The sequence below is a fragment of the Vreelandella lionensis genome (genome assembly GCF_044543515.1).
In the GTDB taxonomy this organism is placed as follows: Bacteria; Pseudomonadota; Gammaproteobacteria; order Pseudomonadales; family Halomonadaceae; genus Vreelandella; species Vreelandella lionensis.
The window spans coordinates 91,203-105,642 of record NZ_JBITWC010000003.1 but is presented as its reverse complement, the minus strand read 5'-3'; the positions used below and the strand labels follow the sequence as shown (position 1 = coordinate 105,642).

Below are 14,440 nucleotides of genomic sequence, written 5' to 3'. Positions count from 1 at the left end.
ATCCAGCGCTTAATGGAGTGAGAGAGTCGGGTGCTTTTCTACAGCATGCGCAGCGTGCATTCTTGAGAGTTTCAGGCGTTTTCGTTTCCTGGCTCCACTGCGCTGGCGCTGTGAATTCTGATTGGTCATCCATGGTTAACTGCATGACGGTCTCTCTGTGTTCTGATCGTCGCCCTTGGCGGGCGCTGGCTGTTTGAAAATTCGGTCAAACGCGGCTTGGTCGATCACTGGCACTCCTTCTCAATCTGCTCAAGGCGCTGGGTGGCCAGCACGCCAGCCTCTGATTTCTGACGGGCGTTCAGCACCGGAACTGGCACAAACGGGATGCCCGCTTTGGCGAAGGCGCTGGCGGCCTCTAGCGAGCGGCGCGTATCGATGGGGCTTGCTTTGTTCACGGCATGTACTCCTGCCAGACGGTTTGTATAACGGGCTTCTTGCGCTTCATGACCTGCACTTTCTTTGGGTACTTGATATGCAGGTCGCGCGCCCTGCCTGACTTCTTCGCCATTTGAATGAACTGCTCGGCGTATTGAGGCGCATCGAACGCGGCGCTGAGTGGCACTTGGCGAGCGCTGTCCATGATCTTTTCAAAGCGCTCTTGGACGCGCTCCTCGTAGTCGGCTACCGGCTCGCCAAGCTTCGGTGGAGTTGCTTGGCGCGCCAGCTGGCGGGCTTTGCATTCGGTCATGCCGTAGACGCGGAAGGTGCTCATGGCCATCACCTCAAAACTGAACAAGCTGGTTAACGGGCGCGGTGCTGGGCATCGCGTACTGGGCTGGCGCGTACTCATCCAGCGCCGGTAGGGCGGGGCGCATACCCGGGCAACTCTCTTCAGCGATGCCCTTGTAGTCCGGCTGGCCCGTGCGTTGGTTGAGCGGCACGCCGCGGGCTTCTTCCGCTGCCCAGATGGCGGCGCTGGTGCAGTAATCTTCCAGCCAAGCGGCTTGCTCTTGCGCTTCTCCTTTGGAGAGGTGGCCCATTACCAGCAGCGCGACGAACAGAAACGCGGCCCATAAAAACTTGGTGGCTTGTTTGCTCATGCGGCTTGCTCCTCAGTGGCGGTAAGCGGGTTGAGGTTGATGCGGCCTGCTACGTGAGCGCCCCACAAAACATCACGCAGGCTGTTACGGGCGGCTTGTTGTGTGGGCAGCGGTGTTGCCATCTGCACCACGACGCGGGTATCACGTTTGCCGACGAACGCAGGCAGGAAGCCGCCTTCTACGGGTACCGCTTCGATGACGGTGGTGTGGAGCGTGTAGCCGTCTTGCATGGCCAGTAGTTGCCAATGCTTCACGATGAAGCGGCAGGGGGTGTGTAGATCGCTCATTGGGCACCGCCTTGCACGCGGGCACCGTTGACGACTGACATCACGGCGCGGATCTCGCTCACGCTGATGGGGTAGCCGCTCTTTTCGGCGCGTTTGACGCATCCCGCTAAGCTATCCATCACTGTCTTGAGCCAAATGGTGTCGTCGTTGGTGAGGCTGCACGACTGCTCGAATTCCAGCGTGTCGCGGGCCTTGTCTAGCAGGGCGGCGTAGAGATTCAGCGCGGCCGGTTCAATCTGAATGCCTTTGGTGCTGGCTTCTTCGGCCTCTTCACGCATAGCGCGCGCGGTGCCCTTGATGCGCAGTAGTGCTTGTTGGGTATCGAAGTTCATGCGTACACACTCCCTACGTCACGGCGCGCAAGAGATCGGCTGGCGCTGACCTGCTGGCGAGTGCGAGCCGGTGGGCGGTGGCGCAGGGCGTCGGCATCGCCGTTGATGCAGCTGATCATGAGCGCGACGAGTAGCGGGGCAATCCAGCCACGGCGCATGGCCTCAGCGACGGCGCCAGCGGCTTTGTAAACGCTCAGCTTGTGGTAGGCCTTCTTGAGGCTGCCGTGAACGGTTTCCGGTGAGCGCCCGGTGGCCTTGGCAATCTCTTTATAGGTGTTGCCCGCCGCCAGCAGCATGAGGTCAACCGCTTGGGTGCGGGTGAGGCCTAAGCTGCCGCGCTCTGGGTTGATGGTCGCTTGCCAGTTGCCTTGTGTGATTTGCATTTTATTGACCCTTGCCTGTATTTCGATGCTCTAAATATAGGCAAACACATAAAATAGGTCAATAGGCATTCCCATATTTTAAGTATGGGCACAAAAAACCGCCTCGATGGGCGGCTTTTCAAACGATGTTACGTGGTATTACGCGGCAGGAAGAAAGCGCATGATGGCAAAGACGAGGCCGCCAGCGGCCAGAATCGTGCCAACGCTCCATTTGATGACGCGCGTTTCAAGTTGCGCCATCTCTGTTTTGGTGGCGAAGTTGTCTATCTTGGTCTCGATGCGGGCTAGGGTCGTTTTAATATCGCCAACATCACGCTCAAGGTGCTCAACACGCGCTGTTAGGTGATCATTCATAGGGGGTTCGCCTCCTGTGCCGCTTCCGCTGTCTTTCACTGGAAGGTAGCTTACATTATCCGTCATTGGGCGGCTCCCCATATTTCCATTCTACGATGAGAGACGCAGCAAACGTTGTGACGTGACCACAGTTACTGCAAATAAATCCCGCAGTTTCTGCCGTGTCGCCTGGCTCTGCGTCCGGGTGAACAAGCGGCATAGCGAATAGTTGAAGGGGCTTATCAGGGCCGTGCGACATGATCATCACTCCATCATTTCCGCATAAAAGGCATATGGTTGAAATGCCCTTTGCATCGATGAAGCTGTTGAGATCCTCGCCTTTAAGTTCGCGCGCTTTCAAGGCTTTTTCATTCATATGGTGCCTTCTAGAGCTTTGTCTTTGCCTCAACAGCAACGCCAAGAATCCGGCAATTACCGTTGATCGGTATGAGCGGATAGGCGGGGTTGAGCGGCTTTAGGTATTTTTGCCCGCTTTCGATGATGTATTTTTTGAACGTCGCTTCGTTGCTTTCATCTAGCTGCGCTACCACCAGCTTGCCTGGGGTGGCCTCGATGCCGGTGTCTACCAATACCAGTGTTCCCTCTGGAATGCTTGGCCTTACGCCTGCTGGCGCGGTCATCGAATCGCCCGAGACCTCCAGCCAAAAAGCCGGCCCTTTGGCGTCATAGTCAGTGCTTTCGTGCTGTTCTTCCATGCCCGCAGGGTAAGGCACCACGCATTCTGCAAACTTGCCTGCCTGGACGCTAGAAATCACTGGGTAGCGATAGTAGCGCAGCGGCGTAGGTGCCATAGATACGTTGTTGTCAGTCGCAGAGCTTACTGCGCCTGCGTTCATTTCGCCTTTTCCAGTGGCAAGCCATAAAGCGCTAACGCCTAGCTCATGGGCAATCTGAGTAGAAAATGACGTTGACTTAGACTTACCGCGCTCTAAATCCGAGATACTGGTCTGCTGCACGCCAATTTTTTGGGCGAGCTCGGCTTGATTGAGGCCAGCTAGCTTCCTGGCTTTTTTAAGGCGGTCTTTGAATTCCATAAGCGTTTTATATAGGCGAACCCATACGCTTGCAAACGGGTATGCCTATACCTATTATATGGGAATGCCTATTATGGAGCGCACAAAGATGAGCCAAACCTCTACCTTCCAAAGTCTGGTGGGTTTCTTCGGCAACCAAATTAAAACAGCAGAACTGCTCAAAGTTGACCAAGCAACTGTTTCAGGGTGGGTACGTGGAAAGCATGGCATGTCTCCTGCTGTGGCTCTTCGAGCCGAGAAGTTAACAGAAGGCAAGTTCACTGCTGCTCAACTATGCCCGTCTGTATTTGTTCAGCCAGCCGCTGACGAGGTGGCGTCTCAATGATCCCAGTATATGCAGCCACGCATAACAGCACAGCCCTTAGCGCTGGTCTGTTTGTGCGTACAGTGTTTGGGGGTGCGGTATGAGCATAACTGCCGCTATGCTGCCTGCGTTATTGGGCCGCCCTGTGGCGTATCAGCCCGTGTTTACCCGCTTGCCTGGGGTAACGGTGCAGGGCGCTATCTTCCTTAGCCAGGCGCTTTTCCTGACCAATACGCCCACTGCATCCAAGCGTGATGGTTGGTTCTGGAAAGAGCAGCAGGGCGACCACGATAGCTGGGAATCTGAAACGGGTATGAGCGCTAAGCAGCAAGTGACAGCCCGCAAGCAGCTGACCCAGATTGGCGTGCTGGAAGAGGTGCGCAAGGGCGTTCCTGCTAAAACGTGGTACCGCGTCAACACCGCCGCTCTTGCCGAGCAGTTAGCGCTGGCGCTGGGCGATGAAGGGGCCGAAAAACAGCCCGAACCCCCCGCCGCTGCCCAGAATCTCCCAACCGGAGAAACTGAAAACTCCCAACCGGAGATACAAGAATCTCCCGAGCGGAGCGCACAGAACCGCCCAAACGGAGATTTCTTACAGAGACTACAACAGAGAGTAACCCCCACTCTCTCTGACGCGTGCGCGCCTGAGCCAACCGTGTTCGAACGTGCCGCCCAGCAAGCCGACGATGGCGAACCCGCCGCCGACGATCCGGCCCTGCCTCGCAAAACCGCGATGACACTGGCGTGGGAACCCGAGCCGGAGACCTACGCCACGGCCTGCTGGCAGCGCGGGCTAGCCCCGGATGCCAACGTTCACGATGCGCTGCTCGACTTCCGCGAACACTTCGCTGCCCAGCCCGCCCGCACCGCCACCCATGCCGACTGGACCCGCCGCTTTGTGCGCTGGGTCGCTGAGAACGCCAAGCGCCAGCAAACCGCCCTGACCACCACCGGAGGCAACGCCCATGCAAACCGCCGCAGCAGCACTCCAAAACGCCGTCTCACCGCTCAAGAGGCGAGAGCCGCCTCGCAAGGAACAGCGCCGCCAGGAGCGGGAGACACGTTCGACGGCGAATGGTACCCCGCGCATCACGGCGGCTGAGGTGGACGAACTGTTCAACGCCTTGGGCGAGCTGTACGGCTCCAAATTCGCTAGCCAGTGGGGCGCGTTTGATGAAACCGGTGCGTGGCTGGCAGAGCTGCAGCCGCTGGCACCAGGGCAGCTGGGTATCGGCCTGCGCCGTGTGCGCCAGCAGATCCAAGACGCGGCCCGCGCCGGTACCGAGGCATGGCCGCCCACGCCGCTGGCGTTTGCCGCGATGTGTCAGCCGAAGCCGGAAGACATGGGCCTGCCCAGTGAGGGGGAGGCGTGGCGCGAGGTGGTGGCGAATGCTCACCAGCCCAGCCGCCACCGCTGGAGCCATGAAGCGGTGCGCATGGCAGGCGCTGCCGTGGGCTGGTGGGATCTGACCCACGGCAGCAGTGGTACCCACACCAGCAAGCTGGAACGCACGTTTCGCAGCGAGTACGCGGCGCTGGTTAACCGAGTGATGGCTGGCGAGCAGCTGCAAGCGCGCACGCTGATCGGCCACGACAGCCAGAAGAACCGCGCTGAGCTTGCCGAGCGCGCCAGCCGCGAAGCCGCACAGCGCCAAGCCGAAGCGGCGGGCATGCCGCCCCGTATGAATTCAGAGCAAGGGATGCGCTCGCTACGCGCTGCCCTGGGAGGTCGTTAACGATGAATCAGATGTTGAAAAGCCAAAGCGTGACCATGAGTAGCCTTGAGCTACTGGATGTGATTAACGCTTCTCGCCATGAGCATGGGCAGGGCGGCCTGCGCCGCAACGACTTCCATGCTCGCGTCACTGATGAGCTGGAGGGGGAGTACTACGAAACTTTCGTAGTTGAAAATCACAACGGCACGAAGACCACCGCCTACAAGCTTAACCATGACCAGTGCTTGCTTGTGGCAATGCGAGAGTCAAAAGCGGTTCGCCGTTCTGTGCTGGAAAAGATCAAGGCGATTGAGTCTGGTAACGCTCTGCCCAGCATCCCCGCCACCATGGCGCTGTGTGAGCTAGCCATTACCGTTCTACGCCCTTCCGAATCTGGCAAGGTCGTCATGCTCCAAAAGGCAGGCAAGGCCACCGGTGCCGATACCAGCTTTTTGCCCGACTACACCGAAGATAGCGCCCCTGGTCATGTGGGCGCGATGGATACCGCTAGCGCTACCCAGCTTCTGCGTGAGTATGGCGTTAAATGCGCCGCTGCCGCCTTCAATGAGCGCTTGCGTCAGATCGGCCTGTTAGAACAGCGCCGCCGTAAGTCTTCAGGCGGCAAAGAAAAGCGCTTCTGGTGCATCACCAATGAAGGCTTGGCCTACGGAAAGAATGTCGTCAGCCCGCAATCCCCGAGGGAGACGCAACCGCACTGGTACCGCGCTCGCTTTGTTGAGCTTGTTACGTTGATCGGCTTGGAGTGTGCGGCATGAGCATCCTAAAGCCCATCGATCATCAAAACATCGTCCTGCGCCTGCTGGCGCGTTCAGCGTCCTGTGATGCCCGGCACCTCACCGCCCTGGCCCATGCCCACAAGCTGCCCGTCTCCCTGCACCAGGTGCGGGTGGCGTGCGACGCGCTGGTGGAACAGCAGTTTGCGGAGCGCTCGTCAGGTTACGCCTACCGCCTCACGCTGTACGGGGCACGCGAGCTGCCCGCCTTGCCGCTGCTGGAGAGCTATTACGTGACCGGAGGTGCTACCTATGCCGCTGAGTAAAGTCGAACGCCATGTGTTAGCGCTGATCTGCGACGAGCACCGCCAAACGCGCCGAGGCGCTAAGACCTCCATCGTTCATGTGGGCATGAGCGTTAAGGATACCAAGCAAAAAGCGCGGATCGTTGACGTGCTGGTGGCCCTCAAAAAGCGCGGATTGGTGGTGTTTGGGGATGAGGCGTGGCTGCCGACGCGTGAGGGAGAGCGTGCGCTGGGTGAGGAGGTGCTGGTAGCGGCGCCAAAGGTGGAAGAGCAGCCCAAGCACTGCGATGAGTGCAAGGCCGTACTCACCCCTGATGAGGTGGAGTTCCTAGAGGGCAGTTGCAGCGCTTGCGAAACCAAGGCGTTTCAGGAGGCAGAGGCCCAAGAGTTTAGCGCCACGGTGGAGCGCATCGGCGCACCGCTACCTGACGATCTGCTCAACCGCTGCGCTGCCATGAACGCCACGTTGCTGGCGCAGGCAAAGCAGGCCCACGAGGCAGGCGAGCCGGAAGCGTGGCGAGATCTTCACTGGTTGATGGAGACCGCGCAGCAGTTGGTGGCGCTAGGGGGTGCCGAGTGATGCGCCAATCCTACCAGCAACCCAAATGCCCGGAGTGCCAGTACCGCAAGCCGCCCAGCGAATTCCGCGACCCCGGCACGCGTGAGCCATTGCCCGCGTGCAAGCACTGCCTGCGCCGTAGGCAACGAGGAGGTGCCCGGTGGACGGCGTAATCATTTTCTTGTTTGGCGTGCTGGCCGGGATGTTTCTTGCCGTCGCGTCTGCCGTGTTGGCGTTTTGCGGCAGCGAAGAAGGGCCGGATAACCAGGAGGAGGGCGAGCCGTGGTGATCGTCTACACAAAACCCAACTGCCCGGCGTGCTACGCCACCAAGCGGGCGCTGGATAAGCGCGGCATCGCGTATCAAAGCCATGACGTAACCCAAAGCCCGGAGGCGCTTTCCGCTGTGAAGGCGCTGGGGTATCGCGCTATGCCGGTGGTTGTCGTGGGTGATAAGCACTGGTGCGATTTTCGGCCGGATCTGATTGAGACGTTAGGGGGTGAGCGGTGAGCGATACCACGCAGAAGGGCGGCCAGAACGCCCGCCGCGCCGCGATGCTGTGCCAGAACCCGCGCTTTTGGCTGTACCTCGATCACCGCTGGCGCGCTAAGCACCAGTTGAGCGCTAGCGAGTTTCCAGACGGTACGCATAAAGCCGCTGGCGCTACCCGGTGGCTTCGCAAGGCGTGTGGCATCCAGAGCCGTGCGGAGCTTGATCATAACGTCGAAGCCGCCGCCATGTTGGAGAAGGTGCTGGCGGCTTATAGCAAGTGGGAGCGCCAGCAGCGCCAACGCCAAGGGGGTTCCAATGTTTGAGCTATCACGCCGTAGGTTTCTGCAGCTGCTTGGGGCGCTGTTTGCGTCTGGGGTTCGTGTTCCAGCACTTGCGATGGGGCGAGAGCCCTACGTGCAATTAGGTGATGTCGTCAGCTACATCGGCCCTCGTGGTGAGGGAAGTAACTCATTTATGGGTGGGCAGTCAGTAAGGGCGGTGCATCCCTGGGACGGCACTGGTTATCCGGTCGATGTGGATAACAACTGTTTTGGCTCGCATAGGGCCTTAGAGCGTTATTACGATTTTGAGCTAAGCGACTTTTGCCGAGATGTTCCGGCGAAATTCTGGCATAGCGAGGAAAACCGCCGCCTTTATAACAACGTTCACACGTACGTTAGAGCCAAGCGTTTTGGCGAATCGATTGATGAAGCCGTTAAGGCGTTGAATTTTGCCGGGGGTGCGGTATGACGGTTCGCGGACTACCCGCCAGCAAGCGCCGCCCACGCGCTCTAAAGCAGGACGGCACACCCCGTAAAAAGCCGGTGGATTGGGAGGGTAATGAGCAGGCCGTGGTAATTCGCTGGCTACAAGGCGAGAAGATGCGCGGCCAGCCGGTCGGGGAGCTGTTCGACGCGATATATCACGTACCGAACGGCGGCGTTCGCAGCTACAAAACGGCGGCCGCGATGAAACGCCAGGGCGCTAAGGCGGGTGTTTCCGATCTTCCGGTGCGTCAAGCGCGTGGCGGCTGGCACGGTCTCTATCTGGAGTTTAAGGCAACCCCGCCACGTGATGCCGATCTGAGCGATAGCCAATTCACGTGGCTGGAAGGCAGCGAGTATGAGGGCTATTGCGCTGTGCTGGCGCGGGGTATCGATGAAGCCAAGGCGGTGCTAAGGGAATACGCGAGCTGGCCTCGCACGCAGGTGGTGGGGCAGCGTCAGGTGATGAATAGCGGTACCGAGTGGAGAAAGGGCTAATGGGCATGGCATTGATGAAAGAGGTGAGCATGGCGCGCAACTATGAGCGTATGAGTATTCGTGGTCTGCGAGCGCTGGCGCGTAGCAGTCACCCAGAGCATGACCCGGAAGCGGCACGTGTGTTCGTGAGCCGCGTTCTTGATATGGAAGTAGAACGCCGGACTTGGTACGCCCATGAGAACCCAGGTTTCCAACCTTTTAGCTCTACGGCAAAGCTTGGGGAGCATCCTGGTGGCTGCGCTGCCGCCGCTGACCCACTGGTCATTGCTTATGATCGCGGCATACGCTTGCATGCCGCCCATGAAGAAGCGCGCCAGTTCATCGACTATGCCCACTTGACGCCGCGCAACTTGCTGGCGGCGCTAATTCAGGCGGCTAAGACAGATCGACGCGTTACCGGCCCTTGGGGAAAGAGTTACGACCAGATAGCCGATGATTGTTGCACATATGCACAGCGGTTAGGTTTTTCGCCTGGCGTTATGCACGGTAAGACACTGGTGTGTTATGACATGATCAAGCATGAGTCGGGCTGGTGCCAGCCCATCGAAACTAAGCATTTAGTGCCGTTGTTCAAGAACGGTCAGGCGATAAAGCGAGCAGCATTAGAGGGCCGCGCTCAAATGATTATGTTGGTTAGCTTGGGATAACAAGCACTGTATCTGCTTAGATAACTCACTGTATCTGTCTTTAAGTGTTGCAACGCCGGAACGGTTGAGCTATCGTTTTTATAGGCTGGCGCTGAATGTCGCTAGCCGCCACACACCATAAAGCCCTGCCGGTTACCCGGCGGGGCTTTTTTGTGGGCGGGAGTCGGGCGCGTCCCGAGCTGGTGTTGGCAAGCCAGTGACCGTTAATAAACCAAATGATGCCTGGGTTACACGTATGCGCACTCACTGAGCGCAGCCCACCGTCAGAGACCGAGCGGCTGACAGTGCAGCGCCGGAAGCGTAACCGGCACTCTTTCCCCTTGCGTTGCCACCTGGCTTCGCCTTACCCCTTCGTGCTGGCGCTTTCTTACATCAAGTGACTCTATGCCTGTTATCACTCCTGCCCAAGCGGGCGGCGTCAACGTGTGCGCCTTTCTCGACACCTTGGCGTTTGCCGAGATCGGCAAGCCCATGCTGAGCGACCCGCGTACCGATAACGGGTATCGGGTCATCGTTGGGTCATTACCCGGCAAGTTGATCCTCATGGATGGCTATGCCGACCACCCGCGCAAGCTGGTAAAAATCCGGAAGGGGCTTAGCTCAACCGCTGCAGGGCGTTATCAGCAGCTAAGCCGGTACTGGAACCATTATCGAGATCAGCTAAGCCTGCCGGATTTTGGCCCATTGAGCCAAGATCGCTGCGCAATCCAGCAGATACGCGAGCAGAAGGCGTTGCTGATCATTCAAGAGGGGCGCATTGCTGACGCTATCCATCGGTGCCGGAATATCTGGGCGTCACTGCCTGGGGCCGGTTATGGCCAGCACGAATATTCATTGGAGCGTTTGCTGCTTGAGTTCAAGCGCTCCAAAGGAGTTCTGTGTGATGCAGATCAGACATGGTACGAGCGGGCGATGCTGAAGCGCCGAGGCGCTTAACACTCAACGGCTACTGAGGTGGCCAACATGCACTTAATTAAAGAGCCTGACGCAATGCCTAACCGAGACCCTAACAACTGGCAGGCACTGTTAAACGTAGTGCTGAGCCTATGGCCTCAAATCTACGCGGCGGGTCTTGCAATGCTGATCGCTCTGGTGCGCGCCATCCACGCAGGAGGCCGGCCCATGAAGAGTTTGCTGGAGGCGGTGCTGTGCGGGTTTCTTACGCTAGCGCTAATGCCGCTACTTAGCTACCTCGGGATGCCCCAAGACATGGCGGTAGCCGTGGGCGCAGCTATCGCGTTCCTGGGTGTTGAGTGGGTGCGTGATCGCATCGACGCGCTATACGAGAAGATCATCGGCAGGTGGCTGAAATGATCGGCCGCTTGCTAGGCAGTGTAACGCCCTGGCTGTTAGCGGTACTGATAGGCCTCTCGGTGTTCCAGCACCAGTACATGCAGCGCGTGGCAGCTGAGCGTGACCGTGCAGAGATGCAGGCCGAGCATGCGAACGACCGCGCAGAGATACTCAGGCGTCACCAGCAGTTTCAGCGTAGGCAGATCCAAACGCTGAACGATGCGCTGGCAGAGCGAGACCGTGCACTAACCATCATTGCTGACGACATACGCGCCAGCACAGCGGCGCTTGAACGACTGGGAGAGACCGATGCTGAAGCGCGCGAATGGCTCGATGACGATCTGCCTGTTGGTATTGCTGACTGGGTGCGCGAACTCCAAACCCCCCGGGGGGTGGGCTCAGTGCCAAGCGCCGATAGTGCCGGGGTATCTAACCAGTGAGCTGCCAGCACCTGAGCACAAGCTGCAGAGCAATCGGGGGCTGCTCTTATTGCTCGCTGAATATGAGGCGCTGCGCCGCCAGTTCAACGCAGACCGGGGGGCTGTGCTGGAAATCCTGAAAAACTACAGCAAAAAAGAATAATTCTCATTTGTGTTGTTTTTTCACCATGTTGGTGCGAAAAAAAATCGCGGGTCCTCCTGGGCGGCCGTACCGGGGCCACGGGGGCGCAGACTCCCGGAATTCGGCAAATTTTCGGGGTTTCAGGCCGCTCCACCGCAGGTGGTGAGAATCCGCATGGTTGCGCTGGTTACGGCCTGAGCGAGCTGTACATAGAGAGGGGCTAAAAAATAGTATAGATGTACAGGTGAGGGTTCATCATGGGAGAGGTTGTCAGCACGGAGCAGGCCTACACCTGGAGCATTTCTCGCATCTCTGAGGCAATTGGCCGAGATCGCCGCACTGTTGCTGGTGTGATTAAGGATGCGGCAATCGCCCCAGCTGGAACGCGTCGCGGCAATCCTGTTTATCGGCTATCCGATATAGTTGATGCGTTGACAGCTGAGCGTCGGCAAAGCTCCTCTGGTGGAATTGATGTTGACGACCTCATCCCGACCGACCGGAAAGCGTGGTTTCAGTCAGAGACTGAGCGCATCAAGCTGGAAAAAGAGCTCCGTTTATTGGTGCCAGCAGAAGAAGCCCACAGGGAAATGTCGCGGCTCGCTAAAGCCGTGGCGAGCGGCCTGGATTCATTGGCCGACCTATTAGAGCGTGACGCAGGCCTTTCGCCTGAAACCATTGAGCTGGTTGAGCAATCTACCGACGCGCTCCGTGAAATGATGTACCAATCCATAATCGACGATGACGAGGCGCTTGATGAGTAGTCTAGCTAGCGCTGCCGCCATTCGTCGTGACGTTGCTGAATTAATACGCCCGCCGCGCCGCATAAGAGCAAGCCAAGCCGCTGCCGAGCGAATGAAGGTAGTGGGTGGTGACGGCACTGTGCGCGATTGGAGTCCCGAGGCCACGCCCTACATGGTCGAGCCATTAGACTGCATGGGTAGCCGTCTATACGACGCCGTGATATTCGCAGGCCCAGCACGAACAGGCAAAACCAACGCGCTAGTGGATGGCTACGTCGCCTATAAAATCGACTGCGACCCAGGCGATGGTTTGATTGTGCAGATCTCGGAAGAGAAAGCGCGAGAGTTCAGCAAGAAACGCATCGACCGGATGTTGCAGCACTCCCCAGAGTTAGCGAAACGGCTTAGCCCACGCGGTCACGATAACAACGTCCACGACAAGACGTTTCGTGCTGGCAACTACCTTGGCATAAAGTGGCCATCAAAGAACGTGCTGGCGTCATCTGACTACCAGTTCGTGCTGATAACCGACTTTGACCGCCTCGCGGAAAACATCGACGGCGAAGGTGATGCCTTCACGCTCGCAGGAAAGCGCACCCAGACATTCGGCTCTACCGGTATGACGCTAGCCGAATCCAGCCCAGGCCGTGAGATCACTGACCCCGACTGGATACGCCCTGCGGATTCACCGCACATGGCGCCGCCCACCACGGGCATTCTGGATCTGTTCAACCAGGGCGACCGCCGCTTGTGGTACTGGCAGTGCCCAGAGTCAGCGTGCAGGCGCTGGTTCACGCCAACGATGGACAACTTCAATCAGGGGTCGAAATGCGTGTTCTGCCCGCATTGCGGAACCGAGATTGAACCCAAGGCAAAGCGGCAGCTCAACCTAGATGGCCGATGGGTGCCGGAGGGTATGGAGCTCACGCTAGAGGGCGAGCTGATCGGCACGCGCCGCCAAGCCCGCATTGCCTCATTTTGGATGGAAGGCCCAAGCGCCGCGTTTCAAAGCTGGTCAAGCCTCGCTGAAAAGCTCAAGCGCGCCGAAGAAACGTATGAGCAAACCAGCAGCCAGGAAACGCTCAAAACTGTTATCAACACTGACTGGGGCAGGCCATACCAATACCGCCGTGCCGCTACGCAACGCTCAAGCCAGCGGCTATTAGACCGTGCCGAGCAAGTGGAGCGCCGCACCGTGCCCCATGGCGTGCGCTTTCTCACCGCTGCTGTTGATGTGCAGGGCGGCAAGGATCGCCGCTTTGTAGTGCAGGTTCACGGCTGGGGGCCGAACCGTGAAACATGGGTAGTCGACCGATTCAATATCAAGGAAGACCGCGGCCCCAATAACGACGAGCCACCGCGCCCCATTAACCCCGCCACCCAGCCAGAAGATTGGGATCTGCTAACCCGCGACGTGCTCAAGCGCACCTATCGGCTAGCCGATGGCAGTGACCGCCGCATGCCCATCACAGCCATGGCCGTGGATACCGGCGGCGAAGGCGAGGGCGAGGAGTCTGTTACCAGCCAGGCCTATGAATGGTACCGGCGTTTAGCGCGGGATGGCCTGCAAAGCCGCGCTTATCTGGTCAAGGGAGCTAGTAGCAAAACGCCTAGCCGGGTACGCAAAACGCTACCCGACAACACAGGCCGCAAGAACAGAAAAAGCAGCGCCAAGGGCGACGTGCCGCTTTACATGCTAGGCACCGACACCCTGAAAGACACCGTGGCTGCAATGATGGACCGCGACAACCCAGGCGCAGGCTACCTGCACACGCCCGCATGGCTAGGCCGCTGGTGGTACGAAGAGCTGACCTATGAAGTACGCGACCCCGCCACCGGCAAATGGTCGCGCCCCGGCAAGCGCCCCAACGAAGCGTTTGACCTCTGCGTATACAACCTTACGGTGTTTATTTTGCTCAAGGGCGAAAAGATCAACTGGGACGCACCGCCACCCTGGGCAGAACAGTGGGACGCCAACATGCTGGTATTCGCGCCCAATGCAGACAACGCCACCGTGACCGAGCAGCTGCGCAGTAAAGCACCAACAAAGAAACGCCGCCGGCGCGTCGTCAAGCCACGCGGATAGTATCTGATGAGAAACACCAAGCCCGCCACCGCGCGGGCTTTTTCATGCCCGCTTGCTGGGTGCAGATTAACAGGAGCCACATCATGGCCTACACCGCCGACAACCTCGCCCAGGTGCGCCAGGCCATTCTCGATTTGGCGTCCGGGCAGCGCGTTACCCGCATCACCCACAACGGGCGCACCGTTGATTATGGGCAGGCCGACATTGACAAGCTGCGCAGCCTAGAACGCCACATCGCTGCGGATGTTAGCGCTCAAAACCGCCAGCGCCGCTCTCGCACTCGGCAAGTGATCACCTCGAAGGGGCTATAAG

27 protein-coding genes are annotated in these 14,440 nt (G+C 58.7%); 18 read left to right on the top strand and 9 right to left on the bottom strand.

Going from position 1 to position 14,440, the window contains the following annotated elements; genetic code table 11:
* Positions 1-224: 224 nt before the first annotated feature.
* The 9 genes from ACIGG6_RS02585 to ACIGG6_RS02545 form a co-directional block, all read right to left on the bottom strand.
* Complete coding sequence (locus ACIGG6_RS02585; RefSeq protein ID WP_399841951.1) at positions 225-395, bottom strand: DUF1382 family protein; 171 nt, start codon at positions 393-395, stop codon at positions 225-227.
* Positions 392-712, bottom strand: coding sequence for a hypothetical protein (locus tag ACIGG6_RS02580; RefSeq protein ID WP_399841949.1), 321 nt, complete (start codon positions 710-712; stop codon positions 392-394). The genes ACIGG6_RS02585 and ACIGG6_RS02580 overlap by 4 nt, the downstream gene beginning before the upstream one ends.
* 10 nt (positions 713-722) lie before the next feature.
* Positions 723-1,040 carry a hypothetical protein gene (locus ACIGG6_RS02575; protein ID WP_399841947.1) on the bottom strand — a complete coding sequence of 106 codons (318 nt, stop codon included), beginning with the start codon at positions 1,038-1,040 and terminating at the stop codon, positions 723-725.
* The gene (locus ACIGG6_RS02570; RefSeq protein ID WP_399841946.1) at positions 1,037-1,327 is read right to left on the bottom strand and encodes a hypothetical protein; all 291 of its coding nucleotides are present in this window, start codon (positions 1,325-1,327) and stop codon (positions 1,037-1,039) included. The genes ACIGG6_RS02575 and ACIGG6_RS02570 overlap by 4 nt, the downstream gene beginning before the upstream one ends.
* Entirely contained in the window at positions 1,324-1,659 is a 336-nt protein-coding gene (locus tag ACIGG6_RS02565) for a hypothetical protein (protein ID WP_399841944.1), read from the bottom strand. Before ACIGG6_RS02565 ends, ACIGG6_RS02570 begins: the two co-directional genes overlap by 4 nt.
* Positions 1,656-2,042: a hypothetical protein gene (locus ACIGG6_RS02560; RefSeq protein ID WP_399841941.1), complete on the bottom strand. Its 387-nt coding sequence runs from the start codon at positions 2,040-2,042 to the stop codon at positions 1,656-1,658. Before ACIGG6_RS02560 ends, ACIGG6_RS02565 begins: the two co-directional genes overlap by 4 nt.
* A gap of 138 nt (positions 2,043-2,180) precedes the next feature.
* Positions 2,181-2,462, bottom strand: coding sequence for a hypothetical protein (locus ACIGG6_RS02555; protein ID WP_399841939.1), 282 nt, complete (start codon positions 2,460-2,462; stop codon positions 2,181-2,183).
* Positions 2,452-2,751, bottom strand: a complete 300-nt coding sequence (locus ACIGG6_RS02550; RefSeq protein ID WP_399841937.1) for a hypothetical protein — start codon at positions 2,749-2,751, stop codon at positions 2,452-2,454. Before ACIGG6_RS02550 ends, ACIGG6_RS02555 begins: the two co-directional genes overlap by 11 nt.
* A 10-nt stretch (positions 2,752-2,761) precedes the next feature.
* On the bottom strand, positions 2,762-3,430 hold the full coding sequence (locus ACIGG6_RS02545) for a LexA family protein (protein ID WP_399465071.1): 669 nt from the start codon (positions 3,428-3,430) through the stop codon (positions 2,762-2,764).
* Between the two features lie 88 nt (positions 3,431-3,518).
* Here ACIGG6_RS02545 and ACIGG6_RS02540 point away from each other — a divergent pair, with 88 nt between their 5' ends.
* The 18 genes from ACIGG6_RS02540 (at position 3,519) to gpW (ending at position 14,439) form a co-directional block, all read left to right on the top strand.
* Positions 3,519-3,755, top strand: a complete 237-nt coding sequence (locus ACIGG6_RS02540) for a YdaS family helix-turn-helix protein (protein WP_399841935.1) — start codon at positions 3,519-3,521, stop codon at positions 3,753-3,755.
* Between the two features lie 79 nt (positions 3,756-3,834).
* The gene (locus ACIGG6_RS02535; protein WP_399841934.1) at positions 3,835-4,836 is read left to right on the top strand and encodes a DnaT-like ssDNA-binding domain-containing protein; all 1,002 of its coding nucleotides are present in this window, start codon (positions 3,835-3,837) and stop codon (positions 4,834-4,836) included.
* Position 4,837: 1 nt separating this feature from the next.
* The gene (locus ACIGG6_RS02530; RefSeq protein ID WP_399841931.1) at positions 4,838-5,470 is read left to right on the top strand and encodes a replication protein P; all 633 of its coding nucleotides are present in this window, start codon (positions 4,838-4,840) and stop codon (positions 5,468-5,470) included.
* A 2-nt stretch (positions 5,471-5,472) separates the two neighbouring features.
* The gene (locus ACIGG6_RS02525) at positions 5,473-6,225 is read left to right on the top strand and encodes a hypothetical protein (RefSeq protein WP_399841929.1); all 753 of its coding nucleotides are present in this window, start codon (positions 5,473-5,475) and stop codon (positions 6,223-6,225) included.
* Complete coding sequence (locus ACIGG6_RS02520) at positions 6,222-6,509, top strand: hypothetical protein (RefSeq protein WP_399841926.1); 288 nt, start codon at positions 6,222-6,224, stop codon at positions 6,507-6,509. Before ACIGG6_RS02525 ends, ACIGG6_RS02520 begins: the two co-directional genes overlap by 4 nt.
* Positions 6,496-7,068 (top strand): hypothetical protein, encoded by a 573-nt coding sequence (locus tag ACIGG6_RS02515; protein WP_399841925.1) that lies wholly within the window; start codon positions 6,496-6,498, stop codon positions 7,066-7,068. Before ACIGG6_RS02520 ends, ACIGG6_RS02515 begins: the two co-directional genes overlap by 14 nt.
* Before the next feature lie 139 nt (positions 7,069-7,207).
* Positions 7,208-7,336 carry a hypothetical protein gene (locus ACIGG6_RS02510; protein ID WP_399841922.1) on the top strand — a complete coding sequence of 43 codons (129 nt, stop codon included), beginning with the start codon at positions 7,208-7,210 and terminating at the stop codon, positions 7,334-7,336.
* Entirely contained in the window at positions 7,330-7,557 is a 228-nt protein-coding gene (locus ACIGG6_RS02505) for a glutaredoxin family protein (RefSeq protein ID WP_399841921.1), read from the top strand. Before ACIGG6_RS02510 ends, ACIGG6_RS02505 begins: the two co-directional genes overlap by 7 nt.
* Positions 7,554-7,862: a hypothetical protein gene (locus ACIGG6_RS02500; protein ID WP_399841919.1), complete on the top strand. Its 309-nt coding sequence runs from the start codon at positions 7,554-7,556 to the stop codon at positions 7,860-7,862. The genes ACIGG6_RS02505 and ACIGG6_RS02500 overlap by 4 nt, the downstream gene beginning before the upstream one ends.
* Positions 7,855-8,289 carry a hypothetical protein gene (locus ACIGG6_RS02495; protein WP_399841917.1) on the top strand — a complete coding sequence of 145 codons (435 nt, stop codon included), beginning with the start codon at positions 7,855-7,857 and terminating at the stop codon, positions 8,287-8,289. Before ACIGG6_RS02500 ends, ACIGG6_RS02495 begins: the two co-directional genes overlap by 8 nt.
* Positions 8,286-8,801 carry a VRR-NUC domain-containing protein gene (locus ACIGG6_RS02490; RefSeq protein ID WP_399841915.1) on the top strand — a complete coding sequence of 172 codons (516 nt, stop codon included), beginning with the start codon at positions 8,286-8,288 and terminating at the stop codon, positions 8,799-8,801. Before ACIGG6_RS02495 ends, ACIGG6_RS02490 begins: the two co-directional genes overlap by 4 nt.
* Before the next feature lie 29 nt (positions 8,802-8,830).
* Positions 8,831-9,448: a hypothetical protein gene (locus ACIGG6_RS02485; protein WP_399841913.1), complete on the top strand. Its 618-nt coding sequence runs from the start codon at positions 8,831-8,833 to the stop codon at positions 9,446-9,448.
* A 384-nt stretch (positions 9,449-9,832) separates the two neighbouring features.
* The gene (locus tag ACIGG6_RS02480) at positions 9,833-10,384 is read left to right on the top strand and encodes a glycoside hydrolase family 104 protein (protein WP_399841911.1); all 552 of its coding nucleotides are present in this window, start codon (positions 9,833-9,835) and stop codon (positions 10,382-10,384) included.
* 27 nt (positions 10,385-10,411) lie between these two features.
* Positions 10,412-10,762 (top strand): phage holin, lambda family, encoded by a 351-nt coding sequence (locus ACIGG6_RS02475; protein WP_399841910.1) that lies wholly within the window; start codon positions 10,412-10,414, stop codon positions 10,760-10,762.
* Positions 10,759-11,181, top strand: coding sequence for a hypothetical protein (locus ACIGG6_RS02470; RefSeq protein WP_399841908.1), 423 nt, complete (start codon positions 10,759-10,761; stop codon positions 11,179-11,181). The genes ACIGG6_RS02475 and ACIGG6_RS02470 overlap by 4 nt, the downstream gene beginning before the upstream one ends.
* Positions 11,182-11,559: 378 nt before the next feature.
* The gene (locus ACIGG6_RS02465; protein ID WP_399841906.1) at positions 11,560-12,063 is read left to right on the top strand and encodes a DUF1441 family protein; all 504 of its coding nucleotides are present in this window, start codon (positions 11,560-11,562) and stop codon (positions 12,061-12,063) included.
* Entirely contained in the window at positions 12,056-14,128 is a 2,073-nt protein-coding gene (locus tag ACIGG6_RS02460; protein ID WP_399841904.1) for a phage terminase large subunit family protein, read from the top strand. Before ACIGG6_RS02465 ends, ACIGG6_RS02460 begins: the two co-directional genes overlap by 8 nt.
* Before the next feature lie 83 nt (positions 14,129-14,211).
* Complete coding sequence (gene gpW, locus ACIGG6_RS02455; RefSeq protein WP_399841901.1) at positions 14,212-14,439, top strand: gpW family head-tail joining protein; 228 nt, start codon at positions 14,212-14,214, stop codon at positions 14,437-14,439.
* Position 14,440 lies beyond the last annotated feature (1 nt).

What these genes read in the sequence shown, in the direction of transcription:
- ACIGG6_RS02520 (WP_399841926.1), top strand. Translation starts at nt 6,222, where the DNA reads ATGAGCATCCTAAAGCCCATCGATCATCAAAACATCGTCCTGCGCCTG.
- ACIGG6_RS02460 (WP_399841904.1), top strand. Translation starts at nt 12,056, where the DNA reads ATGAGTAGTCTAGCTAGCGCTGCCGCCATTCGTCGTGACGTTGCTGAA.
- ACIGG6_RS02570 (WP_399841946.1), bottom strand. Translation starts at nt 1,327, where the DNA reads ATGAGCGATCTACACACCCCCTGCCGCTTCATCGTGAAGCATTGGCAA.
- ACIGG6_RS02470 (WP_399841908.1), top strand. Translation starts at nt 10,759, where the DNA reads ATGATCGGCCGCTTGCTAGGCAGTGTAACGCCCTGGCTGTTAGCGGTA.
- ACIGG6_RS02515 (WP_399841925.1), top strand. Translation starts at nt 6,496, where the DNA reads ATGCCGCTGAGTAAAGTCGAACGCCATGTGTTAGCGCTGATCTGCGAC.
- ACIGG6_RS02465 (WP_399841906.1), top strand. Translation starts at nt 11,560, where the DNA reads ATGGGAGAGGTTGTCAGCACGGAGCAGGCCTACACCTGGAGCATTTCT.
- gpW (WP_399841901.1), top strand. Translation starts at nt 14,212, where the DNA reads ATGGCCTACACCGCCGACAACCTCGCCCAGGTGCGCCAGGCCATTCTC.
- ACIGG6_RS02495 (WP_399841917.1), top strand. Translation starts at nt 7,855, where the DNA reads ATGTTTGAGCTATCACGCCGTAGGTTTCTGCAGCTGCTTGGGGCGCTG.
- ACIGG6_RS02475 (WP_399841910.1), top strand. Translation starts at nt 10,412, where the DNA reads ATGCACTTAATTAAAGAGCCTGACGCAATGCCTAACCGAGACCCTAAC.
- ACIGG6_RS02550 (WP_399841937.1), bottom strand. Translation starts at nt 2,751, where the DNA reads ATGAATGAAAAAGCCTTGAAAGCGCGCGAACTTAAAGGCGAGGATCTC.
- ACIGG6_RS02540 (WP_399841935.1), top strand. Translation starts at nt 3,519, where the DNA reads ATGAGCCAAACCTCTACCTTCCAAAGTCTGGTGGGTTTCTTCGGCAAC.
- ACIGG6_RS02560 (WP_399841941.1), bottom strand. Translation starts at nt 2,042, where the DNA reads ATGCAAATCACACAAGGCAACTGGCAAGCGACCATCAACCCAGAGCGC.
- ACIGG6_RS02545 (WP_399465071.1), bottom strand. Translation starts at nt 3,430, where the DNA reads ATGGAATTCAAAGACCGCCTTAAAAAAGCCAGGAAGCTAGCTGGCCTC.
- ACIGG6_RS02525 (WP_399841929.1), top strand. Translation starts at nt 5,473, where the DNA reads ATGAATCAGATGTTGAAAAGCCAAAGCGTGACCATGAGTAGCCTTGAG.
- ACIGG6_RS02485 (WP_399841913.1), top strand. Translation starts at nt 8,831, where the DNA reads ATGGCGCGCAACTATGAGCGTATGAGTATTCGTGGTCTGCGAGCGCTG.
- ACIGG6_RS02575 (WP_399841947.1), bottom strand. Translation starts at nt 1,040, where the DNA reads ATGAGCAAACAAGCCACCAAGTTTTTATGGGCCGCGTTTCTGTTCGTC.
- ACIGG6_RS02480 (WP_399841911.1), top strand. Translation starts at nt 9,833, where the DNA reads ATGCCTGTTATCACTCCTGCCCAAGCGGGCGGCGTCAACGTGTGCGCC.
- ACIGG6_RS02580 (WP_399841949.1), bottom strand. Translation starts at nt 712, where the DNA reads ATGAGCACCTTCCGCGTCTACGGCATGACCGAATGCAAAGCCCGCCAG.
- ACIGG6_RS02565 (WP_399841944.1), bottom strand. Translation starts at nt 1,659, where the DNA reads ATGAACTTCGATACCCAACAAGCACTACTGCGCATCAAGGGCACCGCG.
- ACIGG6_RS02535 (WP_399841934.1), top strand. Translation starts at nt 3,835, where the DNA reads ATGAGCATAACTGCCGCTATGCTGCCTGCGTTATTGGGCCGCCCTGTG.
- ACIGG6_RS02490 (WP_399841915.1), top strand. Translation starts at nt 8,286, where the DNA reads ATGACGGTTCGCGGACTACCCGCCAGCAAGCGCCGCCCACGCGCTCTA.
- ACIGG6_RS02555 (WP_399841939.1), bottom strand. Translation starts at nt 2,462, where the DNA reads ATGACGGATAATGTAAGCTACCTTCCAGTGAAAGACAGCGGAAGCGGC.